Here is a 21350-nt window from a genome sequence, read left to right on the forward strand (position 1 = left end):
CGCGGCTGCGGCCGCACCGTTTTCACCCCATCCCCGTAAATGCATCCGAGCCCCCGGAGGGCGGCGCTCGGCCTGGAGAAACGACCATGTGTGCAATGCGACTGACCGGATACGCCGACAAGTTCAGCGTCCATCCCGGCGACAAGATCAAGTTCTACGTCAATTGCGACGGACCGAAGCAGTACAGCGCGTCCATCGTGCAGATGATCAATGGCGACACCAACCCGCGCGGCCCTGGCTTCATCGAGAAGGCGGTGAAGGCCGACTGCGAGGGCGACTACGACGGCATCAAGCAGGTCGTCTACGGCGGCTCCTACGGTTTCGTGGCGGACGCGCCGCAGCTGAAGCCGGACAGCTTCACGCTGCAGTGCTGGATCTGGCCGACCACGCCCAAGACCGACAAGCGCTACTGGAAGCACGGCGCCCAGGGCCTGGTGACCAAGTGGTCCGGCGGCAAGGGCTATGGCCTGTTCATCAATACCGACGGCTGTGTCGAGCTGCGCATCAACGGTGAAACCTACTCGACCGGCGCGCCGCTGCGTGACCACGCCTGGCACTTCATCGCGGCGAGCTTCGACGCGAAGACCGGAGAGGTGGTGCTGTATCACGAGCCGCAGGTGGTCTATGCACTCGACCCCGAAATTCCGCCGGTCAAGGCGAGCTTCAAGGGCAAGGTCGAACACACCGACCTGCCGCTGGTGATCGCAGGCTACGTTGATCATGTCGAGCCGGGGCCGCTGGGCCTGTCCTCGCTGCCGCAGGGCGTCATCGTCGGCGGCCAGTACAACGGCAAGATCGACAGCCCGCGCCTGTGCAGCCGTGCGCTGTCGCGCTTCGAGATCGAAATGATGAAGGGCGGCGCGCAGCCGGGCCTGACCGAGCGCCGCAACGCCGGCCCGACCGGCGTGCTGTCGGAAGCCATCGTCGCCGCCTGGGACTTTTCCGACGGCATCGACACGCTGGTGGCGAAGGATGCCGGCCCCTACCGCTTCGACGCCACGCTTGTTAACTGCCCGACGCGCGCGCTGACCGGCTACAACTGGGCCGGCCAGACCTTCGACTGGAAGGTGGCGCCGAAGGAATACGGCGCCATCCACTTCCACGACGACGACCTCGACAACGCGCGCTGGGAAGTGAGCTTCGAGTGGACCGTGCCGGCGGACATCAAGAGCCGCTTCTACGCCGCCAAGCTCACCACGCCGGAAGGTGACGAGGACTACATCCCGTTCTGGATCGTGCCGAAGATCGGTAAGGAACAGTCGAAGATCGCCGTGATGGTGCCCACCATCAGCTACATGGCCTACGCGAACGAGCACGTTGCGTGCAATGCGGGTGGCGCCGAACTGTTCGTCTATCGCGTGCCCATCATGCAGCAGCAGAACATGTTCCTCGCCGAACACCGCGAGTACGGCGGCTCGATCTACGACACCCACACCGACGGCAGCGGCATCTGCCTGTCGTCCCGACTGCGGCCCATCCTGAGCATCCGGCCGAAGTACGACCACTTCCTGGCGCAGGCGCCGTGGCAGTACCCGGCCGACCTGCACCTGATCTGCTGGCTGGAACAGATGGGCTACGAGTACGACGTGTTCACTGACGAGGACGTGACCTATGACGGTCTGGCCCGGCTGGAGAACTACAACGTCATCATCACCGGTTCGCACCCCGAGCACAACTCGGGCACCCAGCTCGACGCGCTGCACAACTACACGCAGCGCGGCGGCCGCCTGATGTATATGGGCGCCGACGCCTGGTACTGGGTGCATTCCTTCCATCCGGCCTACGACGGTCTGGGCCGCGGCATCGTCACCGAAATGCGCCGCTGCGAATCCGGCATCCGCACCTGGCGCGCCGATCCGGGCGAGTACTACCACCAGGGCACCGGCGAACTGGGCGGGATGTGGCGCTACCGTGGCCGCTACCTGCACTCGGTGGCCGGCACCGGCATGTCGTCCGAAGGTTTCGACATTTCGTCCTACTACTCGCGTACGCCGGAAAGTCTGGATCCGCGCGTCAGTTGGGCCTTCGACGGCATCGGCTACGAAGAGAACCTCGGCAACTTCGGTCTGGTCGGCGGCGGTGCGGCCGGTCTGGAGCTGGACATCGTCGACACCATGCTGGGTTCGCCGCCGCACATCCTCACCGTCGCCACCTCGGCCGGTCGTCACACCGAGGCCTACCTGCTGGTGATGGAGGATTTCGGCTTCAACCAGCAAGGTCTGGACGGCACCGTGCATCCGCGCGTGCGCGCCGACATCACCTTCCACGAAACGCCCAACGGCGGCGGCTGCTTTGCCTTCAGCTCCATTGCCTACTGCGGTTCGCTGCCGTGGAACAACTGCGACAACAACATTTCGCGTCTGACCAGGAACGTGCTTGACCGCTTCATGCAGGACGGCCCGCTGCCGGCCGCGCCGAAGGAAGCGATCAAACACCGCGGTCGCGCGGATTACGAGTCGCCGGCGCTGGCGTCGAAGAGCTGATGTGAGGTGCACGCAGGGTTCGCTCGCCATGCGGGCGAACCCTGCGCAGATGGAATCAGACTGAGGATTCGTCAGATGGAATGCATGACCGAACATCCGGTTCACCTGCACCGCCGACCGGGCAGGGCGGGCGAGGCATTCGACGTCGCCGCCTTCCGCGGGCTGGATTTCGCCCGCGCCGAGGACGACGCGATCTGGACGCGCGAATGGGTGTGCGTGGGCAGCCCGCTCGACATTCCGGCCGCCGGCGACCTGCTGCCTTTCACCGTCGGCGATCACGCCATCCACGTTCAGCGCCTGCCGGATGGCGGATTCGCTGGCCGCTTCAACAAGGCGCAGCACGGCGGCTGCCGCGTGGTGCCGCTGCAGTGCCAGCAGGGCGCGAAGACGCCGTGTTCCTTCACCTCCTGCGGCCACAGTCTCGACCGCCCGGCCATCGCTGCCGGCGAGCTGGGCGAGGGTACGCCGCAGATGTACCAGTATCTCGGCCTGCGACCGGAGCGCCTGCTGCCGGTGCGCGCCGCGACCTGGGGGCCGCTGCTGTTCGTGAGCCTCGATCCGCACGGGACCTCGTTCGAGCCGATCGCCCGCGCGCTGACGGCGGCACTGCCGGCCTGGCGCGGCGAGCCCGCGGACCGCCACCGCATCCGCTGGATGGACTGCGACGCCAACTGGAAGCTGGTCGCCCAGCACCTGCTGGCGGCGTCGACCACGCTCTCATCCGGTGAGGTCGCGTTGTGCCGTGCCGATGCCGAAGGACGGGCGGCGCTGCTGTTCCCCAATCTCGTGCTGCTGTCGTCACCGCTTGGCACCTGTGCCGTCGTGCTGCAGCCGGTGTCGCTCACCCGCACGCTGTGCCGGGTCGCGCAGTTCGGGCCAGACGACAGCCCGCTCGCTTGGGAGATGTTGCTGCACACCCGGCTTGCCGCCGCCGCGCAGGCGCAGGCGGCGATCGAAGGCGGCGGCATAGGCGGACGCGGCTGTGAGCCGGCCGGCCAGCTGGATGCCGGCGGACGATGGATCGAAACGCAGGTGATGGCGCGCATCGCTGCGCGCTGATCGGGCAAACCAGGAGATCTGTATATATGGACGCACTGATGGAAACGGCGCTGTCACTCGAAGACGCGGTGGCCGCCTACCGCGATGGCGATCTGCCGACTGCGGCGAGATTGTTCGAGGCGCTGGCCGAAGAAGGCGAAGCGGAGGCGCAGGCCTGGACCGGCGCGCTGTACGCGAATGGTGAAGGCGTGCCGGCTGATCTGGCGCAGGCTTTCCGCTGGTATCTGCGCGCCGCAGAGGGCGGCCACGTGCCGGCGCAGACCAATGTCGGCGCCATGCTCATGATGGGCAACGGCACGCCGACTGATCCCGAGCGCGGCCTGCACTGGCTGCGCACCGCGGCCGAAGCAGGCGACGCGATGGCGCAGAGCAATCTGGCCACGCTGTACTTCAAGGGCCAGGGCACGACGCAGGACGAAGCGCAGGCGGCGCACTGGTACCGGCAGGCGGCCGGGCAGGGGCACTTTCCCTCTCAGGCGCGGCTGGGTTTCATGTACGCCAACGGGCTGGGCGTGGACAAGGACAGGGCGCAGGCCTTCGCCTGGCTGTCGCTGGCCGCGCAGCACGGCGTGGGCAGCGCGCTCAATGCGCTTGAGGGCATGATCGGCCAGATGTCGGCCGAAGAGAAACAGAAGGGGGCTGCGCTGTTCGACCAGTGGCGCAGCCGCACCGCAGCGGTGTCGTCGCCGGCACGGCTGATTCCGGTTCCGGGGTGATGCGATGAGCTACAGCGTGCAGCAGATCAAGTTCGAGTGCCTCACCTATATCAAGGAGTTCGGTGCGCGCATGGACGAGTGGTCCATCGGCATGGCGGACGACCCGGAACACGCGCTGTTCGGCCTGTGCGGCGTCGACCCGGAGCGCGACATCTGGCTGTGGAAGCCGGCGCTGTCGGTGAATGCCGCGCGCACCGTGGTCGACTTCATGACCGGCCGCTATCGGCTGCACCCGGCGCGCGCGTCGAACGCGGCCGCGGGGGGGCGTTGCGTATTCATGTACCGACGATCCACCGCCATGGAGGGGTAGCGGCCGCGATACTGCAGGAGCGGACCTCTGACCGCGGCAGTGCCTTCGGTCACGCATCGCCGCCTGTTGCGGTGCCGCGACCGTGCGCGCATGGCGTCATGTGCGTCTGCCCGCGAGTACCGGAATGCTGATGTGCTGACCGCCTGAAATCGCTCGCCTGCGTGCGTTCAGACCGTCGAAAAGAATTTGAAAAAAAGCCGCTGTCGACGCTTGACGCACCGCAGCAGCCTTCCTATCATCGATTCAACTTTCCGCGTCGCCAGCATTGCCGGCGCGGAACAAGGCAAAAGGGCCTGCCCTGGATCTCCGGATCCGGGCAGGCCCTTTTTTTTCGCCTTCACGACACGTAATTCCGCCCCGGCAACGACGACGGTGCGATCGCAAGCCACTTTCTTTCATCACTTCAATCGAGGTTCAACATGAAGAATCAATCCAGGCGCGACATCGTCAAGGGGCTGGCCCTCGCGGCAGTCGCCGGTCCGTGGATGGTGCGCAACGCCATGGCCGAAGACACGGTCAAGGTGGGCATCCTGCATTCGCTGACCGGCACCATCGCGCTGGCCGAAGCGTCGGTGGTCGACGCGGAAAAGCTGGCCATCGACGAAATCAATGCGGCCGGCGGCGTGCTCGGCAAGAAGATCGTGCCGGTGGTCGAGGACGGCGCCAGCGACTGGCCGACCTTCGCCGAAAAGGCGCGCAAGCTGCTGGACCGCGACAAGGTCGCGGCGGTGTTCGGCTGCTACACCTCGGCGTCGCGCAAGGCGGTGCTGCCGGTGTTCGAACAGCAGAAGGGTCTGCTGTACTACCCGACCTACTACGAAGGCCAGGAACAGTCGCCCAACATCCTGTACACCGCGCACGAAGCGACCCAGCAGTGCATCCAGGCCTGCAACTGGCTGCTGGCCAACCGCGGCAAGAGCGTCTATCTGATCGGCTCGGACTACATCTGGCCGCGGGTCACCAACAAGATCGCGCGCCCGACCATCGTGAAGGGTGGCGGCAAGGTGCTGGGCGAGGAATACCTGCCGCTGGGCAGCACCAATTTCGGCTCCACCATCAACAAGATCAAGGCGACCAAGCCGGACATCATCCTGAGCACCGTGGTCGGTGGCTCCAATGTGGCCTTCTACAAGCAGCTGAAGGCGGCCGGCGTGAACTTCAGCAAGACCACGGTGATGGCGCTCGCGGTGTCGGAAGAGGAAGTGTCCGGCATTGGCAAGGAGAACGTGCAGGACGTGCTCACCTGCATGAGCTATCTGCAGAGCCTCGATAACCCGGCCAACAAGAAATTCGTCGCCGCCTTCAAGGCCAAGTACGGCGACAAGCGCGTCACCGGCGACACGCTCGCCAGCGCCTACACAGCGGTCTATCTGTGGAAGCAGGCGGTCGAGAAGGCCAAGAGCTTCGACGTCGACAAGGTGGTGGCGGCCTCGGCCAACCTCGAGTTCGAAGGACCGGAAGGCAAGGTGAAGTTCCACGCCACCAATCACCATCTGTGGAAGCAGGCGCGCATCGGTTCCTTCATGGCGGACGGTCAGGTCAAGCTGATCTACGAATCGCCGCTGATCGAACCGAATCCGTATCCGACGCTGTAAGCGCATGCGGTCCCGCGACAGCGGGACCGCAGCGGCACGGCCGGCGCCGCGACCGTCGCAGCGCCGGGCTCCTGTACCGAAAGATTCGAGATCGAACCATGCTCAGACTGACTGAAATCGTCGGCCACGCGTCCGACCCCGAACTGGCCGAGCGCCTGCACCAGATGGCACACGACGGCGTGGTGGAGCGCATCCACCTGTCGCGCACCGACCTTCAGCGACGCCGTCAGCGCGTGCTGACCGACCGCGGCAACGAGGTGGCTTTGATGCTGGACCGCGCATCGGCGCTCGACAACGGCTCGGTGCTGCTGCTCGAACCGGCCCGCGCGGTCGTCGTGGTGCTCGACGAGCCCGAATGGCTGGTGCTGCGCGCACCGCACGCCGCCGGCGCGCTGGAGCTGGGTTACTTCGCCGGCAACATGCACTGGAAGGTGCGCTTCGAGGGCAGCTGCCTGTGGGTGCCGCTCGAAGGTCCGCGCGAAGGCTATGTGAAACGCCTCGCGCATCTGATCGCCCGTGGCGATGCCGAAATCATCGACGCCCCGGCCGTACCGGCGGGCGGGGTGCGCTATCTGGCGGTTCCGCATGCGCACTGACATGAATCACGCCGATCCCGCCCTCGGCCTGCCGGCCGACGACGGCGGTGCGCTGGACATGCTCACCATGCTGCAGTTCGCCGACAGCTTCTTCCCCAGCGGCGCCACCTCGTTCTCCTGGGGGCTGGAATCGCTCCGGCACGACGCCCGGGTGAGCAATGCGGAACAGGTGTTCGAGGTGCTGTGCGCCCATATCGAACAGCGCTGGGCCGGCTTCGACCGGCCGCTGATGCACGCGGCCCGTGAAGCCTGGGTGCAGCGCGGCGCCGCCGCGCTCAGTGATGCGATCGAACTGGATCGCCTGTGCGAAGCGATGAACCTGACGCGCAGCTGGCGTGACGCCAGCCGCCGGCTCGGCTTCACCCAGCTCCGGGTGCATGCCGATCTGGGGCAGGGCATCGCCCAGGTCTATCTGGACCAGGTGCGTGCGTCGTGTCTGCCCGGCCATCTGCCGGTGGTGCAGGGCCTGGTGTGGGGAGCGTACGGACTGTCGGCCTCCGGCTGCGATGCGATGGCGTCCAGCGGCCTGTGCACCACGGTGGTCGGTGCGGCCCTGCGACTGGGGCTGATCGGTCATACCGAAGGCCAGCGACTGCTCACCCGTACGCGTCCGCTGATCGCCCGCGTCATGGCGGCGCCGCCATGCCCGGTCGACGCGCTGTGGAGCGGCGCACCGGTGCTCGACCTCGCCGCCATGCGCCACGAGCCGCGCAGCGCCCGGCTGTTCGCCAACTGACTGGAGTACGCACACATGCTGCTCACACCGACCGAACTCGAAAGACTGACGATATTTAATGCCGCCGAACTGGCGCGCCGCCGCCGTGCGCGCGGCCTGAAGCTGAACTGCCCGGAGGCGATCGCGATCATCGTCGACGACATCCTCGAAGGTGCCCGCGACGGCCGCACCGTGGCCGAACTGATCGGCTACGGCTCGCAGATCCTCACCAGCGACGACGTGCTGCCCGGCGTTGCGGCGCTGATGCCGATGATCCAGGTCGAGGCGAGCTTTCCCGACGGCACCAAGCTGGTGACCGTGCATGACCCGATACGACCCGGGCCCGACGCCGCGAACGCGCCGGTGCCGGACCGCATACCGGGCGAAATCATTCCGGCCGAGGGCCGCATCGAACTGAGCCCCGGGCGCCGACGCGCCACGCTGCGGGCGCTCAACACCGGCGACCGGCCGATACAGGTGGGCAGCCACTTCCACTTCTTCGAGGTGAACCGCGCGCTCGAATTCGACCGCGCGCTGGCCTGGGGCATGCACCTGGACATTGCCGCCGGCACCGCGGTGCGCTTCGAACCGGGCGAGGACAAGGAAGTGACGCTGGTCGCCTTCGGCGGCAGCGGCGAGGTGTTCGGCCTGAACCGGCTGGCCGAAGGATCGACCGCCGACGGCGCCGGCCTGCCCGACGCATTGACCCGCGCGCGCGCCGCCGGATTCCGCGGCGCCTGACCGACAGATCACGGAGAACCACATGACATCGCTCTCCCGCCGCGACTACGCGGCGATGTACGGACCCACGAAGGGCGACATGGTGCGCCTGGGCGACACCTCGCTGCTGGCCGAGATCGAGCACGACTACACCACGCCGGGTGATGAGTGCCTGCATGGCGGCGGCAAGACGCTGCGCGACGGCCTCGGCATGATGGGCGGGCTCACTTCGGAACAGGGCGCGCTCGACATGCTGATCAGCAACGTCGTGGTGATCGACGCGGTGGCTGGCATCGTGAAAGGCGACATCGGCATCAAGGACGGACGCATCGTCGCCATCGGCAAGGCCGGCAACCCGCACGTGATGGATGGCGTGCATCCGCAACTGCTGGTGGGCAACGCCACCACGGTGCGCGACGGCGAAGGGCTGATCGCCACCGCCGGCGGGCTGGACGTGCATGTGCACTTCGATTCCGCACAGCTGGTCGAGCACGCGCTCGCCTCCGGCATCACCACGATGTTCGGCGGTTCGCTCGGCCCGATCACGGTGGGCATTGACTGCGGCGGCGCATGGAACGTCGGCCGCATGCTGCAGGCCTCCGAACAGTGGCCGATGAATTTCGGCTTTCTCGGCCGCGGCAACTCGTCGCGCCCGGAATCGCTGGTCGAACAGATGAAGGCCGGCTGCATCGGCCTGAAGATCCACGAGGACTGGGGCGCCACGCCGGCCACCATAGACACCTGCCTGTCGGTCGCCGACGAGATGGACTTCCAGGTTCAGCTGCACACCGACACGCTGAACGAATCCGGCTTTCTCGAAGACACGCTGGCCGCGACGAAGGGTCGCACCATCCACATGTATCACACCGAAGGTGCGGGCGGCGGCCACGCGCCGGACGTGATCTGCGTGGCCGGGCTGCAGCACTGCCTGCCGTCGTCGACCAATCCGACGAATCCCTACACGGTGAATACCTTCGACGAGCACCTGGACATGATCATGGTGTGTCACCACCTGAATCCTGCCGTGCCCGAGGACGTGGCCTTCGCCGAGAGCCGCATCCGCGCGCAGACCATCGCCGCCGAAGACGTGCTGCACGACATGGGCGCGATCTCGATGCTGGGCTCGGACAGCCAGGGGATGGGGCGCATCAACGAAGTGATCTGCCGCACCTGGCAGCTGGCCAGCAAGATGAAGGACCAGTTCGGCCGCCTGCCGGAAGAAACCACGCGCAGCGCCGACAACGAACGCATCCTGCGCTACATCGCCAAGTACACGATCAATGCCGCGCGATCGTTCGGCGTCGATCACCACGTCGGTTCGCTGGAGCCGGGCAAGCTCGCCGACATCGTGCTGTGGCGCCCGGCCTTCTTCGGCATCAAGCCGGAAATCGTGGTGAAGGGCGGCTTCATCGCCTACGGCGCGATGGGCGATTCGGCGGCGTCGCTGATGACCTGCGAGCCGCTCATCATGCGGCCGCAGTGGGGCGCCTTCGGTCGCGCGCCGCAGGGTCTGTCGGCCAATTTCGTCTGCGCCGCCTCGCTGGACAGCGACCTCAACGGCCGGCTCGACATCCGCAAGGCGCTGCTGCCGTGCAAGGGCACACGCACGCTGCAGAAGGCCGACATGGTGCGCAACGCCGCCTGCCCGAACATCACGGTCAATCCGCAGACCTTCGAGGTGAGCGTCGACGGCCGCGTCATCAGCTGCCCGCCGGTCGACCGCGTGCCGCTCAACCGTCTTTACATGATGAGGTGATGCCATGTCCGCCCAGCTCTCTCCTTCTTCAAAGACCCGGCCGCGCGGTGCAGCGCGGGTCGGCATCGGCGGCCCGGTCGGCTCCGGCAAGACCGCGCTGCTGGAACAGCTCATTCCGCGCTTCATCGCGCGCGGCACCGATATCGCCGTAATCACCAACGATCTGGTCACCGCCGAAGACGCCGAGCGCGTGCGCCGCAGCGGCCTGATCGCGCCAGAGCGCGTGCTGGCGGTGGAAACCGGCGCCTGCCCGCACACCGCGATCCGCGAAGATCCGACGCTCAACCTCGCCGCAGCCGACGAACTGGACCGCGCCTACCCCGGCCTGGAGCTCATCCTGATCGAGAGCGGCGGCGATAACCTCGCGTCGTCTTTCTCGCTCGATCTGGTCGACTACTGGTTGTTCGTGATTGACGTCGCCGGCGGCGATGACATTCCGCGCAAGCGTGGGCTGGGCGTGCTGCAGAGCGATCTGCTGGTGATCAACAAGGTGGATCTGGCACCGCACGTGAACGTGAATCTGGACCGCATGGTGCGCGAGGCGCATGAGGTGCGCGCCGGGCGCACGACCCTGCTCACCAACTGTGCCCGTGGCGATGGCGTCGATGCCGTGGTCGAGCGCATCGCGCAGGAGGTGCTGTTTGATCGCTGAACCGGCACTGGCTGACGCGGCACACCGGGCGGCGCCCGACATGGGCGGGCGACCCTGCGTCGATCTCGCGTTCGCGCGCGACGCCGCCGGGCGCACCTATCTGGGCCGTCAGTACGTCGGCTACCCGGTGCATGTCGGGCGGGCGTTACATGTCGATGGTTCGGCGCCCGATCTGTGCGTGGTGTACCTGCAGTCGGTGTCCGGCGGCCTGTTCGAGCACGAGCGGCTGGCCGGCCGGATCGAGGTGGGGCAGGGCGCGCGCGCCCATGTCGCAACGCCGGCCTCCACCATCGTGCATGCGATGCAGGGCGGGTCCGCGGTGCAGCGCATGCGGCTCGTGGCGCAGCCGGGCGCGCTGCTGGAATACATGCCGGCGCCGCTCATCCTGTTTCCCGGCAGTCATATGGTGAGCGATACCGAGGTGACGCTGGCCGAAGGCGCGCTGGTGGTGGTGGCGGACAGCTTCCTGCCGCACGACCCGAAGGGCGGGCAGGGCTGTTTCGCGCGCATCGAATCGGCGATGACCATCCGCGATGCGCAGGGGCAATTGCTCGCACGTGAGTGCATGCGCATCGACGGCGCTGGCTGGCTGGCCGGCGGTGCCGGCGCGAACGCCGGTCTGCGCATGCACGGTTCGCTGTGGCTGCTGGGCAGCCCGGCAGAGGGCGAACTGCTGCAGACGCTGCGCGCGCTGCCGGTACCCGCCGGCGAACTGGCGGGCGCCAGCCTGCTGCCGAATGGCGCCGGCATCGTGTTCCGCGCACTCGCCGGCGATGCGGTCGGGCTGGACAGACTCATGCACGCCGCCTGGAGCGCGGCGCGTACCCATCACACCGGCCATGCGCCGGCGCTGCGACGACGCTGATCGTCGTGGCACATCGATCCCGTTGGCGGGGTGTGGCGGATGGCGGAAGGGGCAAGCCGTCACGCCTCGCTGGCGGGACCCCCGAATTCAACGCGTACGCAGCTCCAGGCTGTCCGTGACGCGAGGGGCTTGCAGTCGCTCTTCGCTCAGGAATGCGGGACGGGCGCAGATACGTCCCGCAGCGCCTCCGGCAGATACTGTTTCATCGAGCGGGTCATCAGCTCTGCATCCGGAAACCAGCATTTCGCATCGAACGGTGCGTTCAGCATGATGATGGGCAGCTCAGGCCGGAACAGGCTGGACCAGGCGGACATGAAGGAGGACGAGCGTATCAGTACGTCGCAGCGTGACAGCAGAAGCGTGTTGATCAGCGCTTCGCGTGCCTTCTGCCCGTTGTCGCCGCGGGCAGCCTGGGTGTGGATGGGCTTGCCGTCCCGGCTGCGTTCCTGGTCGTCGTGGGCGATCACTTCGATGCCGGCGATGCGGCCGCGTATCCAGTCGATGAAGGCCGCTTCGTCGCTCGACACGAACAGCGCCTGTGTGTCCGGGTGGGCGCGGCGGTAGTTGTCGACCGTGGCTGCGCAGTCTTCCCAGGATACCCGGTGCGCTTCGGTGACTTTATCGGTACCGCGGAAGTGCAGGCCGATCACCCGACGCCGGTCGAAGTGCTGCGCGGCAAAGCGATCGACATGGGCCTGTATGTCCGGGCGAACGCGCAGCTGTTCGCGTATCAGCCGGGCGGCCTGCTGCACCGATATCCGTGCCGGAATGTCGCGGGCGAGGCCCAGCTGGGCAAATTCGGAAATGCGGCTGATCCGGAGGACGCCGATCGGAGGGCCGTGATTGTCCTCGCGCCGGTGCCGCAGTGCGAACAGATCGCCCAGCCAGTCGAGACCGGGCGCGCGCGCATAGAGCGGGCCGGTCAGCCGTATGCGCGGCACCATTCCGCGTTCTTCGCAGTACTGCAGCAGATAGACCACCCAGGTCAGCTGGGCGAACAGGCCGACCCAGGCATCGATGTCCACCGCCAGGACTGCGCCGTTCGCGCGCTGCTGCCATGGGCAGTAGAGCGGTTTCAGGCGGTTGTCCATCGTGCGCAGCAGGCTTCTTGTCCGGCTGCGCAGGGACCAGAGATGGGGGCGTACGCTCATTGAGAAGCACGGGGGCGGAACGAGGTCTCGCGCGTCATGTTATTGGGTTTTCCCGGTCCGGGCTGTCCTGCTTGCGGCGGGCGGCGTGTCGTAGATCGCGGCCCGGTATAATCGGGGTTTCCTGTGATGCATCGTCTGCACGCTATGTACTGCGTGCCGCAGTCCGCTTCCGGATTGCCTGGATCGATGTGTCAGCCGCATGTCCGGAGTCCGTATGCAGTCTGCCATCGCCCCGCTGCCCGAGCAGGGCACCCCGTCGAACACCTTCCTGAAGTTCCGCAAGCGGCTCGAACGCGCGGCCGGGCAGGCCATTGCCGATTACTCGATGATCGAGGACGGCGACGTGATCATGGTGTGCATGTCCGGCGGCAAGGATTCCTACACGATGCTGGAACTGCTGCGTGGCCTCCAGCAGCGGGCGCCGGTGCGCTTCCGGCTGATCGCCTTCAATCTTGACCAGAAGCAGCCGGGCTTCCCGGACCACATCCTGCCTGCCTACTTCGAATCGATCGGCGTCGAGTACCGGATCGAGACCGAAGACACCTATTCCATCGTCAAGGACAAGATTCCCGAAGGCAAGACCACCTGCGGCCTGTGTTCGCGGCTGCGTCGCGGCATCATCTACCGCGTGGCGTCCGAACTGGGGGCGACCAAGATCGCGCTGGGTCATCACCGTGACGATCTGCTGGAAACGCTGTTCCTGAACATGTTCTTCGGCGGCAAGATCAAGTCCATGCCGCCCAAGCTGGTCAGCGACGATGGCCGCCACATCGTGATCCGGCCGCTGGCCTACTGCACCGAACGCGATATCGAGCGCTTCGCTCGGGCGATGGACTACCCCATCATTCCGTGCAATCTGTGCGGCTCGCAGGAGAACGCGCAGCGCAAGCAGGTGAAGGCCATGCTGCAGGAGTGGGCGAGGCTCTACCCGGGCCGTATCGAATCGATGGCCACTTCGATGCGCAATGTCGTGCCTTCGCATCTCGCCGACCCGAAGCTGTTCGATTTCGCCGGACTGAAGCCGGGCAGCGTGGTGGAGGAGGGCGACACCGCCTTCGATCCGCCGGAACTGCCGGCGCGCTCATGGGTGGAGGACGATGCGGTGGGGGGCATACCGGTCCGTCTGAACGTCGCCGCGGGTGGCGGCTGTGCTTGAACGCTGGATGCGCAGGCCGCTGCGTGCCGTGCCGGATCCCGACATGAAAATCCTGTTCTGCTGCATGGGTAACATCTGCCGTTCGCCGACCGCCGAAGGGGTGGTCCGGGCCCGGCTGGAAACGGCCGGTCTGAGCGGACGGGTGGAGGTCGATTCGGCCGGTACTCACGGTTACCACGCGGGCGGTCGCCCGGATCCCCGGGCCATTGCGGCGGCAGCGTCGCGCGGCGTGGATCTGGGCGGCATCCGGGCGCGCAGGGTCGAGGAGGTCGATTTCGACCGTTTCGATCTCATCTACGCGATGGACCGAGACAACCTGCGCAATCTCGAGCGCAACTGCCCCGACCCGCTGCGCCACAAGCTGGCGCTGTTCCTGCAGCACGCCGATGCCTTCGACGAAGACGAAGTGCCCGACCCCTATTACGGCGGGCCGGCCGGCTTCGAGCGGGTGCTCGACCTGATCGAGAACGCCGCCGACGGTCTGGTGCGCGATCTGCAGCAGCGGCTGAAATGAAAACGGGCGGCCAGGGCCGCCCGTCGTCTTCTGCCCGTCAGCGGGCGACTACTTGTCCAGCAGCGCCTTGAGGTTCTTCAGGCCGTCGGTGTAGACCGCCTTCATCGTGCCGGTCGCCGTTTCATCGTCCTTGCCTGCGGCCGGGTGTTCGCTGGCGTCGGCGCGGAAGAACACGCCCTTCCATTCCACCACCGAACCGCCACCGTCGGCCGGCTTCACGGTCAGCGTGGATTTGTACTTGCTGACCGGCAGCGCACTGCCGTCCTGCGCGGTGTAGGTGAAGCTGCGGTCAGCGTCCGAAATCGCTTCCAGCTTTTCGATCACTTCGCCACCACCCTTGATTTTCAGCGTACGCACCGAACCGACCTCGCTGCCGGCGGTGGCGGTGCTGCTTTCGACCGCCGGATGCCAGGACTGCAGCTGGGTGAAGTCCTTCACTTTGGCCCACACCGCATCCGGACTGGCTTTCAGCGTGATGGATTCATTCGCTTTCAGGCGTGACGGGCCGTGCGCGAACACAGTGGTGCTGGCGACGATGGCAAGCAGGGCTGCAAAAAGACGCATGGGTGTTCTCCTCGTTTGTTGTGATTGAAAGTGCGGGGCGCAGTGTCGGTTAAAACGTACATCCCGTGTCCGGGAAATTTGCCTGCGGACCCCCATGCAAAAGGGCCCGAACGATGTCGGGCCCTTCTGCACGATGCGGGACGACGGAACGCGCTTATTCGCCGCGCGTTTCCACCTGCTGCATCGGTTCGGCGCTGATCACCGCGGCCGGGCGGCGGCGGCGGCCGAGCGGGGTCTGTTCGACCTCGACCGGTTCGACGCCGGCCGCAGCCGACGTTTCGACCATGACCAGACCGCTGTCCGACAGCGAACTCTTCAGATCGGGGGCCGGGATCGGCGCGGGGGCTGCCGGGGCGAAGCTGCCCAGGCTTTCCATCGCACGTACCAGGGTGGATTCGCTGCTGTCGGTCTGCGGCGCCGCCGGCGCTGCTTCCACGACCGCTGCGACCACCGCCGGTTCGACCACCGCCTCGACCGCTTCGCTCACGGTGACGGCGGCCGTTTCCGGTGCGCTGTCGACCGTTGCGGCGACGGAGTGGTCGGCCGCGGGCTGTTCGCTCCGGGCTTCTTCCTGTACAGCCGCAACGGCTGCGCTGGCATCGACCGACGTGACGGCAGCCGGGGTTTCGAGCGGCAGGCTGGCCTGTGCAGCAGCGGGGGCAGCGGCAGCAGGCAATTCGACAGCCGGGGTATCGGCCACCGGCGTACTGACCGGCGCAGCGGCTTCGACAGCGCCGGTGCCCGTCGCTTCGTTGCCTGCTGCGGCGACCGTCAGATCGGCCTCGACGGCCTCTTCAGCCACGCCTTCGGCGCCGTTCAGCCCCTCGGTGGCGGCATCCGGACGGCGCTCGCCCCGTTCACGACGACCGCCGCGACGGCGACGACGCGGCGCGGCTGCGCCTTCCTCGCCTTCGGCCGGTGCCGGTACGTCAGCGCCAGTGGCCGCGGCCAGCGGCAGATCAGTCTGTGCCGCCTGGGCGACCGCCTGTTCGCGACCGTCATTGGCCGCCCGTTCGCGCGGGGCACGCGGTTCGCGGGGCTCGCGCGGCGGACGCGGTTCACGCGGCTCGCGGACAGCGCCGGCTTCCTGGTCGGCGCGCGGTTCGCGCGGCTCACGCGGTTCACGCTGCTTGCGCGGCTGGCCATCGCCACGGCCTTCATTGCGTCCCTCGTTACGACCTTCGCCGCGGCCTTCACCCTTGTTCGGCTGTTCGGCGCGTGCCTCGCGGCCTTCGCGGTTGTCACGACCTTCACGCGGCTCGCGGCCCTCGCGCTGTTCGCGACCTTCACGGCCCTCACGGTTGTCACGGCGGTTGCGGTTGCGACCGCGTTCGCCGTCACCGCGCGGGCTGCGCTCGCGCGTCTGCGCCGGCTTGGCTTCAGAGGCCGGCGCCGGTGCGGGCGCCGGGGCGGACTGGCTGCCACCGAACAGCGAGGCGATCCAGCCGAAGAAGCCGCCCTTGGCAGCCGGCGCGGGCGCCGTGGCGGCGGCAACCGGAGCGGTTGCGGCAGGTTCGGCCACCACAGGTGCCGGCTGATCCGGCGTGATGTGCTTGATTGCCGCTTCCATGCGCTTCGGACGCTCGTCGGCCGGAATGGCGGACGGCGGCTGATAGCCTTCGGAGGACGGGTTGATCGCCATCTGGTAGGACGGCGGCGTCGTGCCTTCCTGATTCAGCTGATCGTGGCGCAGGCGGATGATTTCGTGCGCCGGCGTTTCGAGGTGCTTGTTCGGGATGAGGACGATGTTGACCTTGTGGCGCAGTTCGATTGCGTTGATGTCGGCCCGCTTCTCGTTCAGCAGGAAGGTGGCGACATCGACCGGCACCTGGGTATGCACCGCACCCGTGTTCTCCTTCATCGCTTCCTCTTCGAGGATGCGCAGGATGTGCAGCGCGGCCGATTCGGTCGACCGGATGTGGCCGGTGCCGCTGCAGCGCGGGCACGGGATGTAGCTGGTTTCGGCCAGCGCCGGACGCAGGCGCTGGCGCGACAGTTCGAGCAGGCCGAAGCGGCTGATCTTGCCCATCTGCACGCGGGCGCGGTCGTGATGCAGCGCGTCGCGCAGCCGGGTTTCCACCTCGCGCTGGGCGCGCGGGTTTTCCATGTCAATGAAGTCGATGACGATCAGGCCGCCGAGGTCGCGCAGGCGCAGCTGGCGGGCGATTTCGTCGGCAGCCTCGCAGTTGGTGCGCAGCGCGGTTTCCTCGATGTCGCTGCCCTTGGTCGAGCGGCCCGAGTTCACGTCCACCGCCACCAGCGCTTCGGTGTGGTCGATCACGATGGCACCGCCGGACGGCAGATTCACCTGGCGGGAGTAGGCCGACTCGATCTGGTGCTCGATCTGGAAGCGCGAGAACAGCGGCACGTCATCACGGTAGCGCTTGACCCGGGCAACGTTGCCCGGCATCACGTGTTCCATGAAGGTGTAGGCCTGGTCGAACACCTCGTCGGTGTCGATCAGGATTTCACCGATGTCCGGCTGGAAGTAGTCGCGGATGGCGCGGATGACCAGGCTGCCTTCCTGGTAGATCAGGAAAGCGCCGGTCTGCGACTGGGCCGCACCTTCGATCGCGGTCCACAGCTGCAGCAGGTAGTTCAGATCCCACTGCAGCTCTTCGGCGTTGCGGCCGATGCCGGCGGTGCGGGCGATCAGGCTCATGCCGCCCGGCACTTCGAGCTGGTCCATGGTTTCGCGCAGTTCGGCGCGATCATCACCTTCGACCCGGCGCGAAACACCGCCACCACGCGGGTTGTTCGGCATCAGCACCAGATAGCGGCCGGCCAGCGAAATGAAGGTGGTCAGTGCGGCGCCCTTGTTGCCGCGTTCGTCCTTGTCGATCTGGACGATCAGTTCCTGGCCGACGCTCAGCGCATCCTGGATGCGGGCGCGGCCCGGCTCGAGGTCGGGCTTGAAATAGGAGCGGGAGACTTCCTTGAACGGCAGGAAGCCGTGACGGTCTGCACCGTAGTCGACAAAGCAGGCTTCGAGACTGGGCTCGATGCGGGTAATGACTGCCTTGTAGATATTGCTCTTGCGCTGCTCCTTGCTGGATGACTCTATGTCGAGGTCGACCAGCTTCTGACCGTCGACAATCGCGACGCGCAGCTCTTCGGCCTGCGTCGCGTTGAAGAGCATTCGTTTCATCAACTTCTCCCGCGCGCACCGCACACGGGCAGGACAAACCGCTCGTCAATTAATAACGTCTATCTTGTCGGCTGCAATCGGGTTTTTTCGATGGGAACGGACGGGGGACGTGGAGGGGTCTGCCAACTCTCAATGCAGCCGCACTGTGCGACTGCCTGGGGGATTCTGCCTGTACGGTACTCGCGCTACTCAGTACACTCGCTACTTTGGGTGAGCGGGATTAACCCGTGATCCGGTTCTGGCCTGTTCAAGAAGGACTGCATGAGGAAGCACTTCACCGTCTTAATGTCACCCGGCGTCCGCCACTTCGAGCTGGATGCGCTTCACGCTGCGTCTGTATTGAAATCAGAACAAAAACCCGCCGCAGTATATTTGAAATGAAGGAGTTGGGTAAAGAAGCTCCGAAGGTGGTGCGGCATGTGGTGGACGCGGAGGACGCGGGCCAGCGCATCGACAACTTCCTGCTGCGGGTATGCAAGGGCGTGCCGAAAAGCCACGTCTATCGCATCCTGCGTTCCGGCGAGGTGCGTGTTAACAGCAAGCGGGTCGACCAGACCTACCGGCTGGCCGAGCACGACGAGGTACGCATTCCGCCGATCCGTCTGGCCGCGCCCGGGGCGCCGGCCGCGGTGCCGGCGCTCGAATTCGACATCCTGTACGAGGACGAGGCCTTTCTGGCGATCAACAAGCCGGCCGGCATCGCGGTTCACGGCGGCTCGGGCGTCAGTTTCGGCGTGATCGAAAGCCTGCGCCGGGCGCGGCCACAGGCCCGGCTGCTGGAACTGGCGCACCGGCTGGATCGCGAAACCTCCGGCATCCTGCTGATTGCCAAGAAGCGCTCGGCACTGACCGCGCTGCACGACGCTTTCCGCGACGGCGCGATGGACAAGCGCTATTTCGCGCTGGTGAAGGGGCGCTGGCTGAATCCGGTCCAGCACATCAGGCTGGCGCTGACCAAATACCTGACCGAATCCGGCGAGCGTCGAGTGTCGGTGGATCCGGATGGCAAGACCGCCCATTCCATCGTCGAGCTGGAGGCGCGCTGGCCCGGCTACAGCCTGCTCGGCGTGCGCATCAAGACCGGCCGCACCCACCAGATCCGGGTTCATCTGTCGGCCAGCGGGTTTCCGATCGCCGGCGACGAGAAGTACGGCGATTTCCCGCTGAACAAGGCGCTGCGCAAGGAGGGGTTGCCACGCATGTTCCTGCACGCGCACAGCCTGTCGCTGAACCACCCGCTCACCGGCGAACGCCTGCAGATCGAGGCGGCGCTGCCCGACGACCTGGCCGGCTTCGTGCGCCGGCTCGACCAGCAGCATCCGCGCGAATTCGACCGTGCGGCCCGCACACAGCCCTGATTCCCCATGCCCGCACAGTTCGACCTCATCGTTTTTGACTGGGATGGCACGCTGCTCGATTCCGCAGCAGCCATCGTCCATGCCATCCAGCACGCCTGCGTCGATATCGGCGTTCCGCCGCCGGACGACGCGACCGCGCGTTCGGTCATCGGCCTTGGCCTGATCGACGCGCTGGCCCGTGCCGTGCCTTCGCTGCCGGTGTCGCGCCATCAGGAGCTGGCCGGCCGCTACCGCTATCGCTATCTGGCGCGCGACCATGAACTGACGCTGTTCGGCGGCGTTCCGGAGCTGCTGGACGACCTGGCCGGGCGAGGGCATACGCTGGCGGTGGCTACCGGCAAGAGTCGCGCAGGCCTGAACCGGGCGCTGGGGCATACCGGGCTGGGGCCGAAGTTCGCCGCCACCCGTTGCGCCGACGAGTCGGTGTCCAAGCCAGCGCCGGACATGGTGCTGGAACTGATGGAAGAGCTGGGCCATGCGCCGGAACGCACGCTGGTGATCGGCGACACCACGCACGACCTGCTGATGGCCCGTCACGCCGGCTGTGCCGCGGTGGCGGTGAGCTATGGCGCGCATCCGCTGGACGAACTGCTGGCGGCCGGGCCGCGTGGCCATGTGGCCAGCGTGGACGAACTGGCGGAGTGGCTGCGGTGTCACGCATGAAGGTGTGCGCGGCGGGGGAACTCGACGAAGGCGGGGTCGGCGTGCGCTTCGAGATCGAGCGCGCCGGTGTGCCGGTGCAGGCGTTTGCGATCCGCTTCCGGGGCAAGGTGTATGGATATGTCAACAGTTGCCGCCATGTACCGATCGAACTGGACTGGAACCATGGCGAGTTCTTCGATACTTCAAAGCTATACTTGATCTGCTCCACGCACGGTGCGCTGTACGCACCCGATACCGGCCTGTGCGTGGGCGGTCCCTGTCGCGGCAAGCGGCTCGAAGCGCTGGGGCTCGAAGAATCCGAAGGACAGGTGTGGCTGTCCGAAGCACGCAGCGAGTAACTGAAACATCATGTCCGAATACGATCGTCAGTCCGAACAGCGCACCGATGCAACGTGGGAGCGCAAGCTGATAGAGCGACTGGCTCTTGAATCCGTCGTCGAACAGCGTCGTCGCCGGCGCTGGAGCATCTTCTTCCGCCTGGTCGGCTTCGCCTATCTGGGCGTGCTGGCCTTCGCGCTGATCGACTGGAGCGCGCTGTTCAATCAGGCCGAACACCGCAAGCACACTGCACTGGTGGAGCTGAGCGGCGTGATTGCGCCCAATGGCGAGGCCAGTGCCGACCGCATCATTTCGTCGCTGCAGTCCGCCTTCGACGACAAGAACACCCAGGGCGTCATCCTGAAAATCAACAGCCCGGGCGGCAGTCCGGTGCAGAGCGGCATCATCAACGACGAAATCCAGCGTCTGCGCGCGCTCTATCCGGATACGCCGCTGTACGCGGTGGTCGAGGACATCTGCGCATCCGGTGGTTACTACGTCGCGGTGGCGGCCGATCGCATCTATGTAGACAAGGCCAGCATCGTCGGCTCGATCGGCGTGCTGATGGACGGTTTCGGCTTCACCGGCCTGATGGACAAGGTGGGGGTGGAGCGCCGCCTGCTGACTGCAGGGGAGAACAAGGGCTTCCTGGATCCGTTCTCTCCGCAGGACGAGAAGCAGAAAGCCCACGCCCGCGTGCTGCTGGGCGACGTACACCAGCAGTTCATCGAGGTGGTGCGCAAGGGTCGGGGTGATCGCCTCAAGGAGTCGCCGGACATGTTTTCCGGTCTGATGTGGAGCGGCTCGCGCAGCATCGAACTTGGCCTGGCTGATGATCTCGGCAGCGTGGAGTTCGTAGCGCGCGATGTGGTGAAAGCGGCCGACATCGTCGATTTCACCCAGCGTCAGAACATTGCCGAGCGCTTCGCCAAGAAGTTCGGGGCCAATCTGGGTGAAAGCGTGGCGGGTGCGCTGGGTCAGGTCGGCATGCGCTGACCTCTGCGGCTGGCT

20 protein-coding genes are annotated in these 21350 nt (G+C 66.5%); 17 read left to right on the forward strand and 3 right to left on the reverse strand.

From position 1 onward, the window contains the following. The first annotated feature begins 86 nt into the window (after positions 1-86). From METUNV2_RS0107150 to METUNV2_RS0107200, 11 genes are all read left to right on the forward strand, one after another. Entirely contained in the window at positions 87-2483 is a 2397-nt protein-coding gene (locus tag METUNV2_RS0107150) for a N,N-dimethylformamidase large subunit (RefSeq protein ID WP_026187950.1), read from the forward strand. A 75-nt stretch (positions 2484-2558) separates the two neighbouring features. Then, positions 2559-3542 carry a hypothetical protein gene (locus METUNV2_RS0107155; protein ID WP_026187951.1) on the forward strand — a complete coding sequence of 328 codons (984 nt, stop codon included), beginning with the start codon at positions 2559-2561 and terminating at the stop codon, positions 3540-3542. A gap of 26 nt (positions 3543-3568) precedes the next feature. Next, positions 3569-4258 carry a tetratricopeptide repeat protein gene (locus METUNV2_RS0107160; RefSeq protein WP_018228801.1) on the forward strand — a complete coding sequence of 230 codons (690 nt, stop codon included), beginning with the start codon at positions 3569-3571 and terminating at the stop codon, positions 4256-4258. Positions 4259-4262: 4 nt separating this feature from the next. After that, positions 4263-4568, forward strand: a complete 306-nt coding sequence (locus tag METUNV2_RS0107165) for a hypothetical protein (RefSeq protein ID WP_018228802.1) — start codon at positions 4263-4265, stop codon at positions 4566-4568. Between the two features lie 419 nt (positions 4569-4987). Then, on the forward strand, positions 4988-6163 hold the full coding sequence (gene urtA / locus METUNV2_RS0107170; RefSeq protein ID WP_008058669.1) for an urea ABC transporter substrate-binding protein: 1176 nt from the start codon (positions 4988-4990) through the stop codon (positions 6161-6163). Between the two features lie 98 nt (positions 6164-6261). Further along, complete coding sequence (gene ureE, locus METUNV2_RS0107175; RefSeq protein ID WP_018228803.1) at positions 6262-6759, forward strand: urease accessory protein UreE; 498 nt, start codon at positions 6262-6264, stop codon at positions 6757-6759. Position 6760: 1 nt separating this feature from the next. Continuing rightward, a complete protein-coding gene (locus METUNV2_RS0107180; protein WP_232415635.1) occupies positions 6761-7495 on the forward strand; it encodes an urease accessory protein UreF in 735 nt (244 codons plus the stop codon). A gap of 15 nt (positions 7496-7510) precedes the next feature. Continuing rightward, positions 7511-8215, forward strand: coding sequence for an urease subunit beta (locus METUNV2_RS0107185; protein ID WP_018228805.1), 705 nt, complete (start codon positions 7511-7513; stop codon positions 8213-8215). Positions 8216-8237: 22 nt separating this feature from the next. Next, positions 8238-9950, forward strand: a complete 1713-nt coding sequence (gene ureC / locus METUNV2_RS0107190; RefSeq protein WP_018228806.1) for an urease subunit alpha — start codon at positions 8238-8240, stop codon at positions 9948-9950. A 4-nt stretch (positions 9951-9954) separates the two neighbouring features. Beyond that, the gene (gene ureG, locus METUNV2_RS0107195; protein WP_018228807.1) at positions 9955-10602 is read left to right on the forward strand and encodes an urease accessory protein UreG; all 648 of its coding nucleotides are present in this window, start codon (positions 9955-9957) and stop codon (positions 10600-10602) included. Continuing rightward, complete coding sequence (locus METUNV2_RS0107200) at positions 10592-11467, forward strand: urease accessory protein UreD (RefSeq protein WP_018228808.1); 876 nt, start codon at positions 10592-10594, stop codon at positions 11465-11467. Before ureG ends, METUNV2_RS0107200 begins: the two co-directional genes overlap by 11 nt. Before the next feature lie 146 nt (positions 11468-11613). On the opposite strand, the gene METUNV2_RS0107205 is transcribed toward METUNV2_RS0107200, so the two are convergent. Continuing rightward, positions 11614-12618 (reverse strand): nodulation protein NodZ, encoded by a 1005-nt coding sequence (locus METUNV2_RS0107205; protein WP_036271187.1) that lies wholly within the window; start codon positions 12616-12618, stop codon positions 11614-11616. A gap of 214 nt (positions 12619-12832) precedes the next feature. Between METUNV2_RS0107205 and ttcA the strand changes: the two genes are divergently transcribed. Next, positions 12833-13774, forward strand: a complete 942-nt coding sequence (gene ttcA, locus METUNV2_RS0107210) for a tRNA 2-thiocytidine(32) synthetase TtcA (protein WP_018228810.1) — start codon at positions 12833-12835, stop codon at positions 13772-13774. Positions 13775-13781: 7 nt separating this feature from the next. Continuing rightward, positions 13782-14288 (forward strand): low molecular weight protein-tyrosine-phosphatase, encoded by a 507-nt coding sequence (locus tag METUNV2_RS0107215; RefSeq protein ID WP_018228811.1) that lies wholly within the window; start codon positions 13782-13784, stop codon positions 14286-14288. A 48-nt stretch (positions 14289-14336) separates the two neighbouring features. On the opposite strand, the gene METUNV2_RS0107220 is transcribed toward METUNV2_RS0107215, so the two are convergent. After that, a complete protein-coding gene (locus METUNV2_RS0107220) occupies positions 14337-14852 on the reverse strand; it encodes an SRPBCC family protein (protein ID WP_018228812.1) in 516 nt (171 codons plus the stop codon). 154 nt (positions 14853-15006) lie between these two features. After that, a complete protein-coding gene (locus METUNV2_RS0107225; protein ID WP_026187954.1) occupies positions 15007-18000 on the reverse strand; it encodes an Rne/Rng family ribonuclease in 2994 nt (997 codons plus the stop codon). Between the two features lie 377 nt (positions 18001-18377). Between METUNV2_RS0107225 and METUNV2_RS0107230 the strand changes: the two genes are divergently transcribed. Genes METUNV2_RS0107230 through METUNV2_RS0107245 form a run of 4 tightly spaced genes read left to right on the forward strand, consistent with a single transcriptional unit; the run spans position 18378 to position 21335 of the window. After that, on the forward strand, positions 18378-19358 hold the full coding sequence (locus METUNV2_RS0107230; protein WP_026187955.1) for an RluA family pseudouridine synthase: 981 nt from the start codon (positions 18378-18380) through the stop codon (positions 19356-19358). Between the two features lie 6 nt (positions 19359-19364). Then, positions 19365-20021 (forward strand): HAD family hydrolase, encoded by a 657-nt coding sequence (locus METUNV2_RS0107235; protein ID WP_018228815.1) that lies wholly within the window; start codon positions 19365-19367, stop codon positions 20019-20021. Continuing rightward, the gene (locus tag METUNV2_RS0107240; protein WP_018228816.1) at positions 20018-20359 is read left to right on the forward strand and encodes a Rieske (2Fe-2S) protein; all 342 of its coding nucleotides are present in this window, start codon (positions 20018-20020) and stop codon (positions 20357-20359) included. Before METUNV2_RS0107235 ends, METUNV2_RS0107240 begins: the two co-directional genes overlap by 4 nt. A 10-nt stretch (positions 20360-20369) precedes the next feature. Then, entirely contained in the window at positions 20370-21335 is a 966-nt protein-coding gene (locus METUNV2_RS0107245; protein ID WP_018228817.1) for a S49 family peptidase, read from the forward strand. The last annotated feature ends 15 nt before the right edge of the window (positions 21336-21350 follow it).

Origin of the sequence: Methyloversatilis universalis EHg5, from assembly GCF_000378945.1 — a bacterium.
Taxonomy (GTDB): Bacteria; Pseudomonadota; Gammaproteobacteria; order Burkholderiales; family Rhodocyclaceae; genus Methyloversatilis; species Methyloversatilis universalis_A.

Coding starts and splice junctions, on each gene's coding strand:
- METUNV2_RS0107225 (WP_026187954.1), bottom strand. CDS start 18,000: ATGAAACGAATGCTCTTCAACGCGACGCAGGCCGAAGAGCTGCGCGTC.
- METUNV2_RS0107215 (WP_018228811.1), top strand. CDS start 13,782: ATGCGCAGGCCGCTGCGTGCCGTGCCGGATCCCGACATGAAAATCCTG.
- METUNV2_RS0107180 (WP_232415635.1), top strand. CDS start 6,761: ATGAATCACGCCGATCCCGCCCTCGGCCTGCCGGCCGACGACGGCGGT.
- METUNV2_RS0107185 (WP_018228805.1), top strand. CDS start 7,511: ATGCTGCTCACACCGACCGAACTCGAAAGACTGACGATATTTAATGCC.
- METUNV2_RS0107235 (WP_018228815.1), top strand. CDS start 19,365: ATGCCCGCACAGTTCGACCTCATCGTTTTTGACTGGGATGGCACGCTG.
- METUNV2_RS0107165 (WP_018228802.1), top strand. CDS start 4,263: ATGAGCTACAGCGTGCAGCAGATCAAGTTCGAGTGCCTCACCTATATC.
- METUNV2_RS0107205 (WP_036271187.1), bottom strand. CDS start 12,618: ATGAGCGTACGCCCCCATCTCTGGTCCCTGCGCAGCCGGACAAGAAGC.
- urtA (WP_008058669.1), top strand. CDS start 4,988: ATGAAGAATCAATCCAGGCGCGACATCGTCAAGGGGCTGGCCCTCGCG.
- METUNV2_RS0107230 (WP_026187955.1), top strand. CDS start 18,378: ATGAAGGAGTTGGGTAAAGAAGCTCCGAAGGTGGTGCGGCATGTGGTG.
- ureE (WP_018228803.1), top strand. CDS start 6,262: ATGCTCAGACTGACTGAAATCGTCGGCCACGCGTCCGACCCCGAACTG.
- METUNV2_RS0107160 (WP_018228801.1), top strand. CDS start 3,569: ATGGACGCACTGATGGAAACGGCGCTGTCACTCGAAGACGCGGTGGCC.
- METUNV2_RS0107220 (WP_018228812.1), bottom strand. CDS start 14,852: ATGCGTCTTTTTGCAGCCCTGCTTGCCATCGTCGCCAGCACCACTGTG.
- ureC (WP_018228806.1), top strand. CDS start 8,238: ATGACATCGCTCTCCCGCCGCGACTACGCGGCGATGTACGGACCCACG.
- METUNV2_RS0107245 (WP_018228817.1), top strand. CDS start 20,370: ATGTCCGAATACGATCGTCAGTCCGAACAGCGCACCGATGCAACGTGG.
- ureG (WP_018228807.1), top strand. CDS start 9,955: ATGTCCGCCCAGCTCTCTCCTTCTTCAAAGACCCGGCCGCGCGGTGCA.
- METUNV2_RS0107155 (WP_026187951.1), top strand. CDS start 2,559: ATGGAATGCATGACCGAACATCCGGTTCACCTGCACCGCCGACCGGGC.
- METUNV2_RS0107150 (WP_026187950.1), top strand. CDS start 87: ATGTGTGCAATGCGACTGACCGGATACGCCGACAAGTTCAGCGTCCAT.
- ttcA (WP_018228810.1), top strand. CDS start 12,833: ATGCAGTCTGCCATCGCCCCGCTGCCCGAGCAGGGCACCCCGTCGAAC.
- METUNV2_RS0107240 (WP_018228816.1), top strand. CDS start 20,018: ATGAAGGTGTGCGCGGCGGGGGAACTCGACGAAGGCGGGGTCGGCGTG.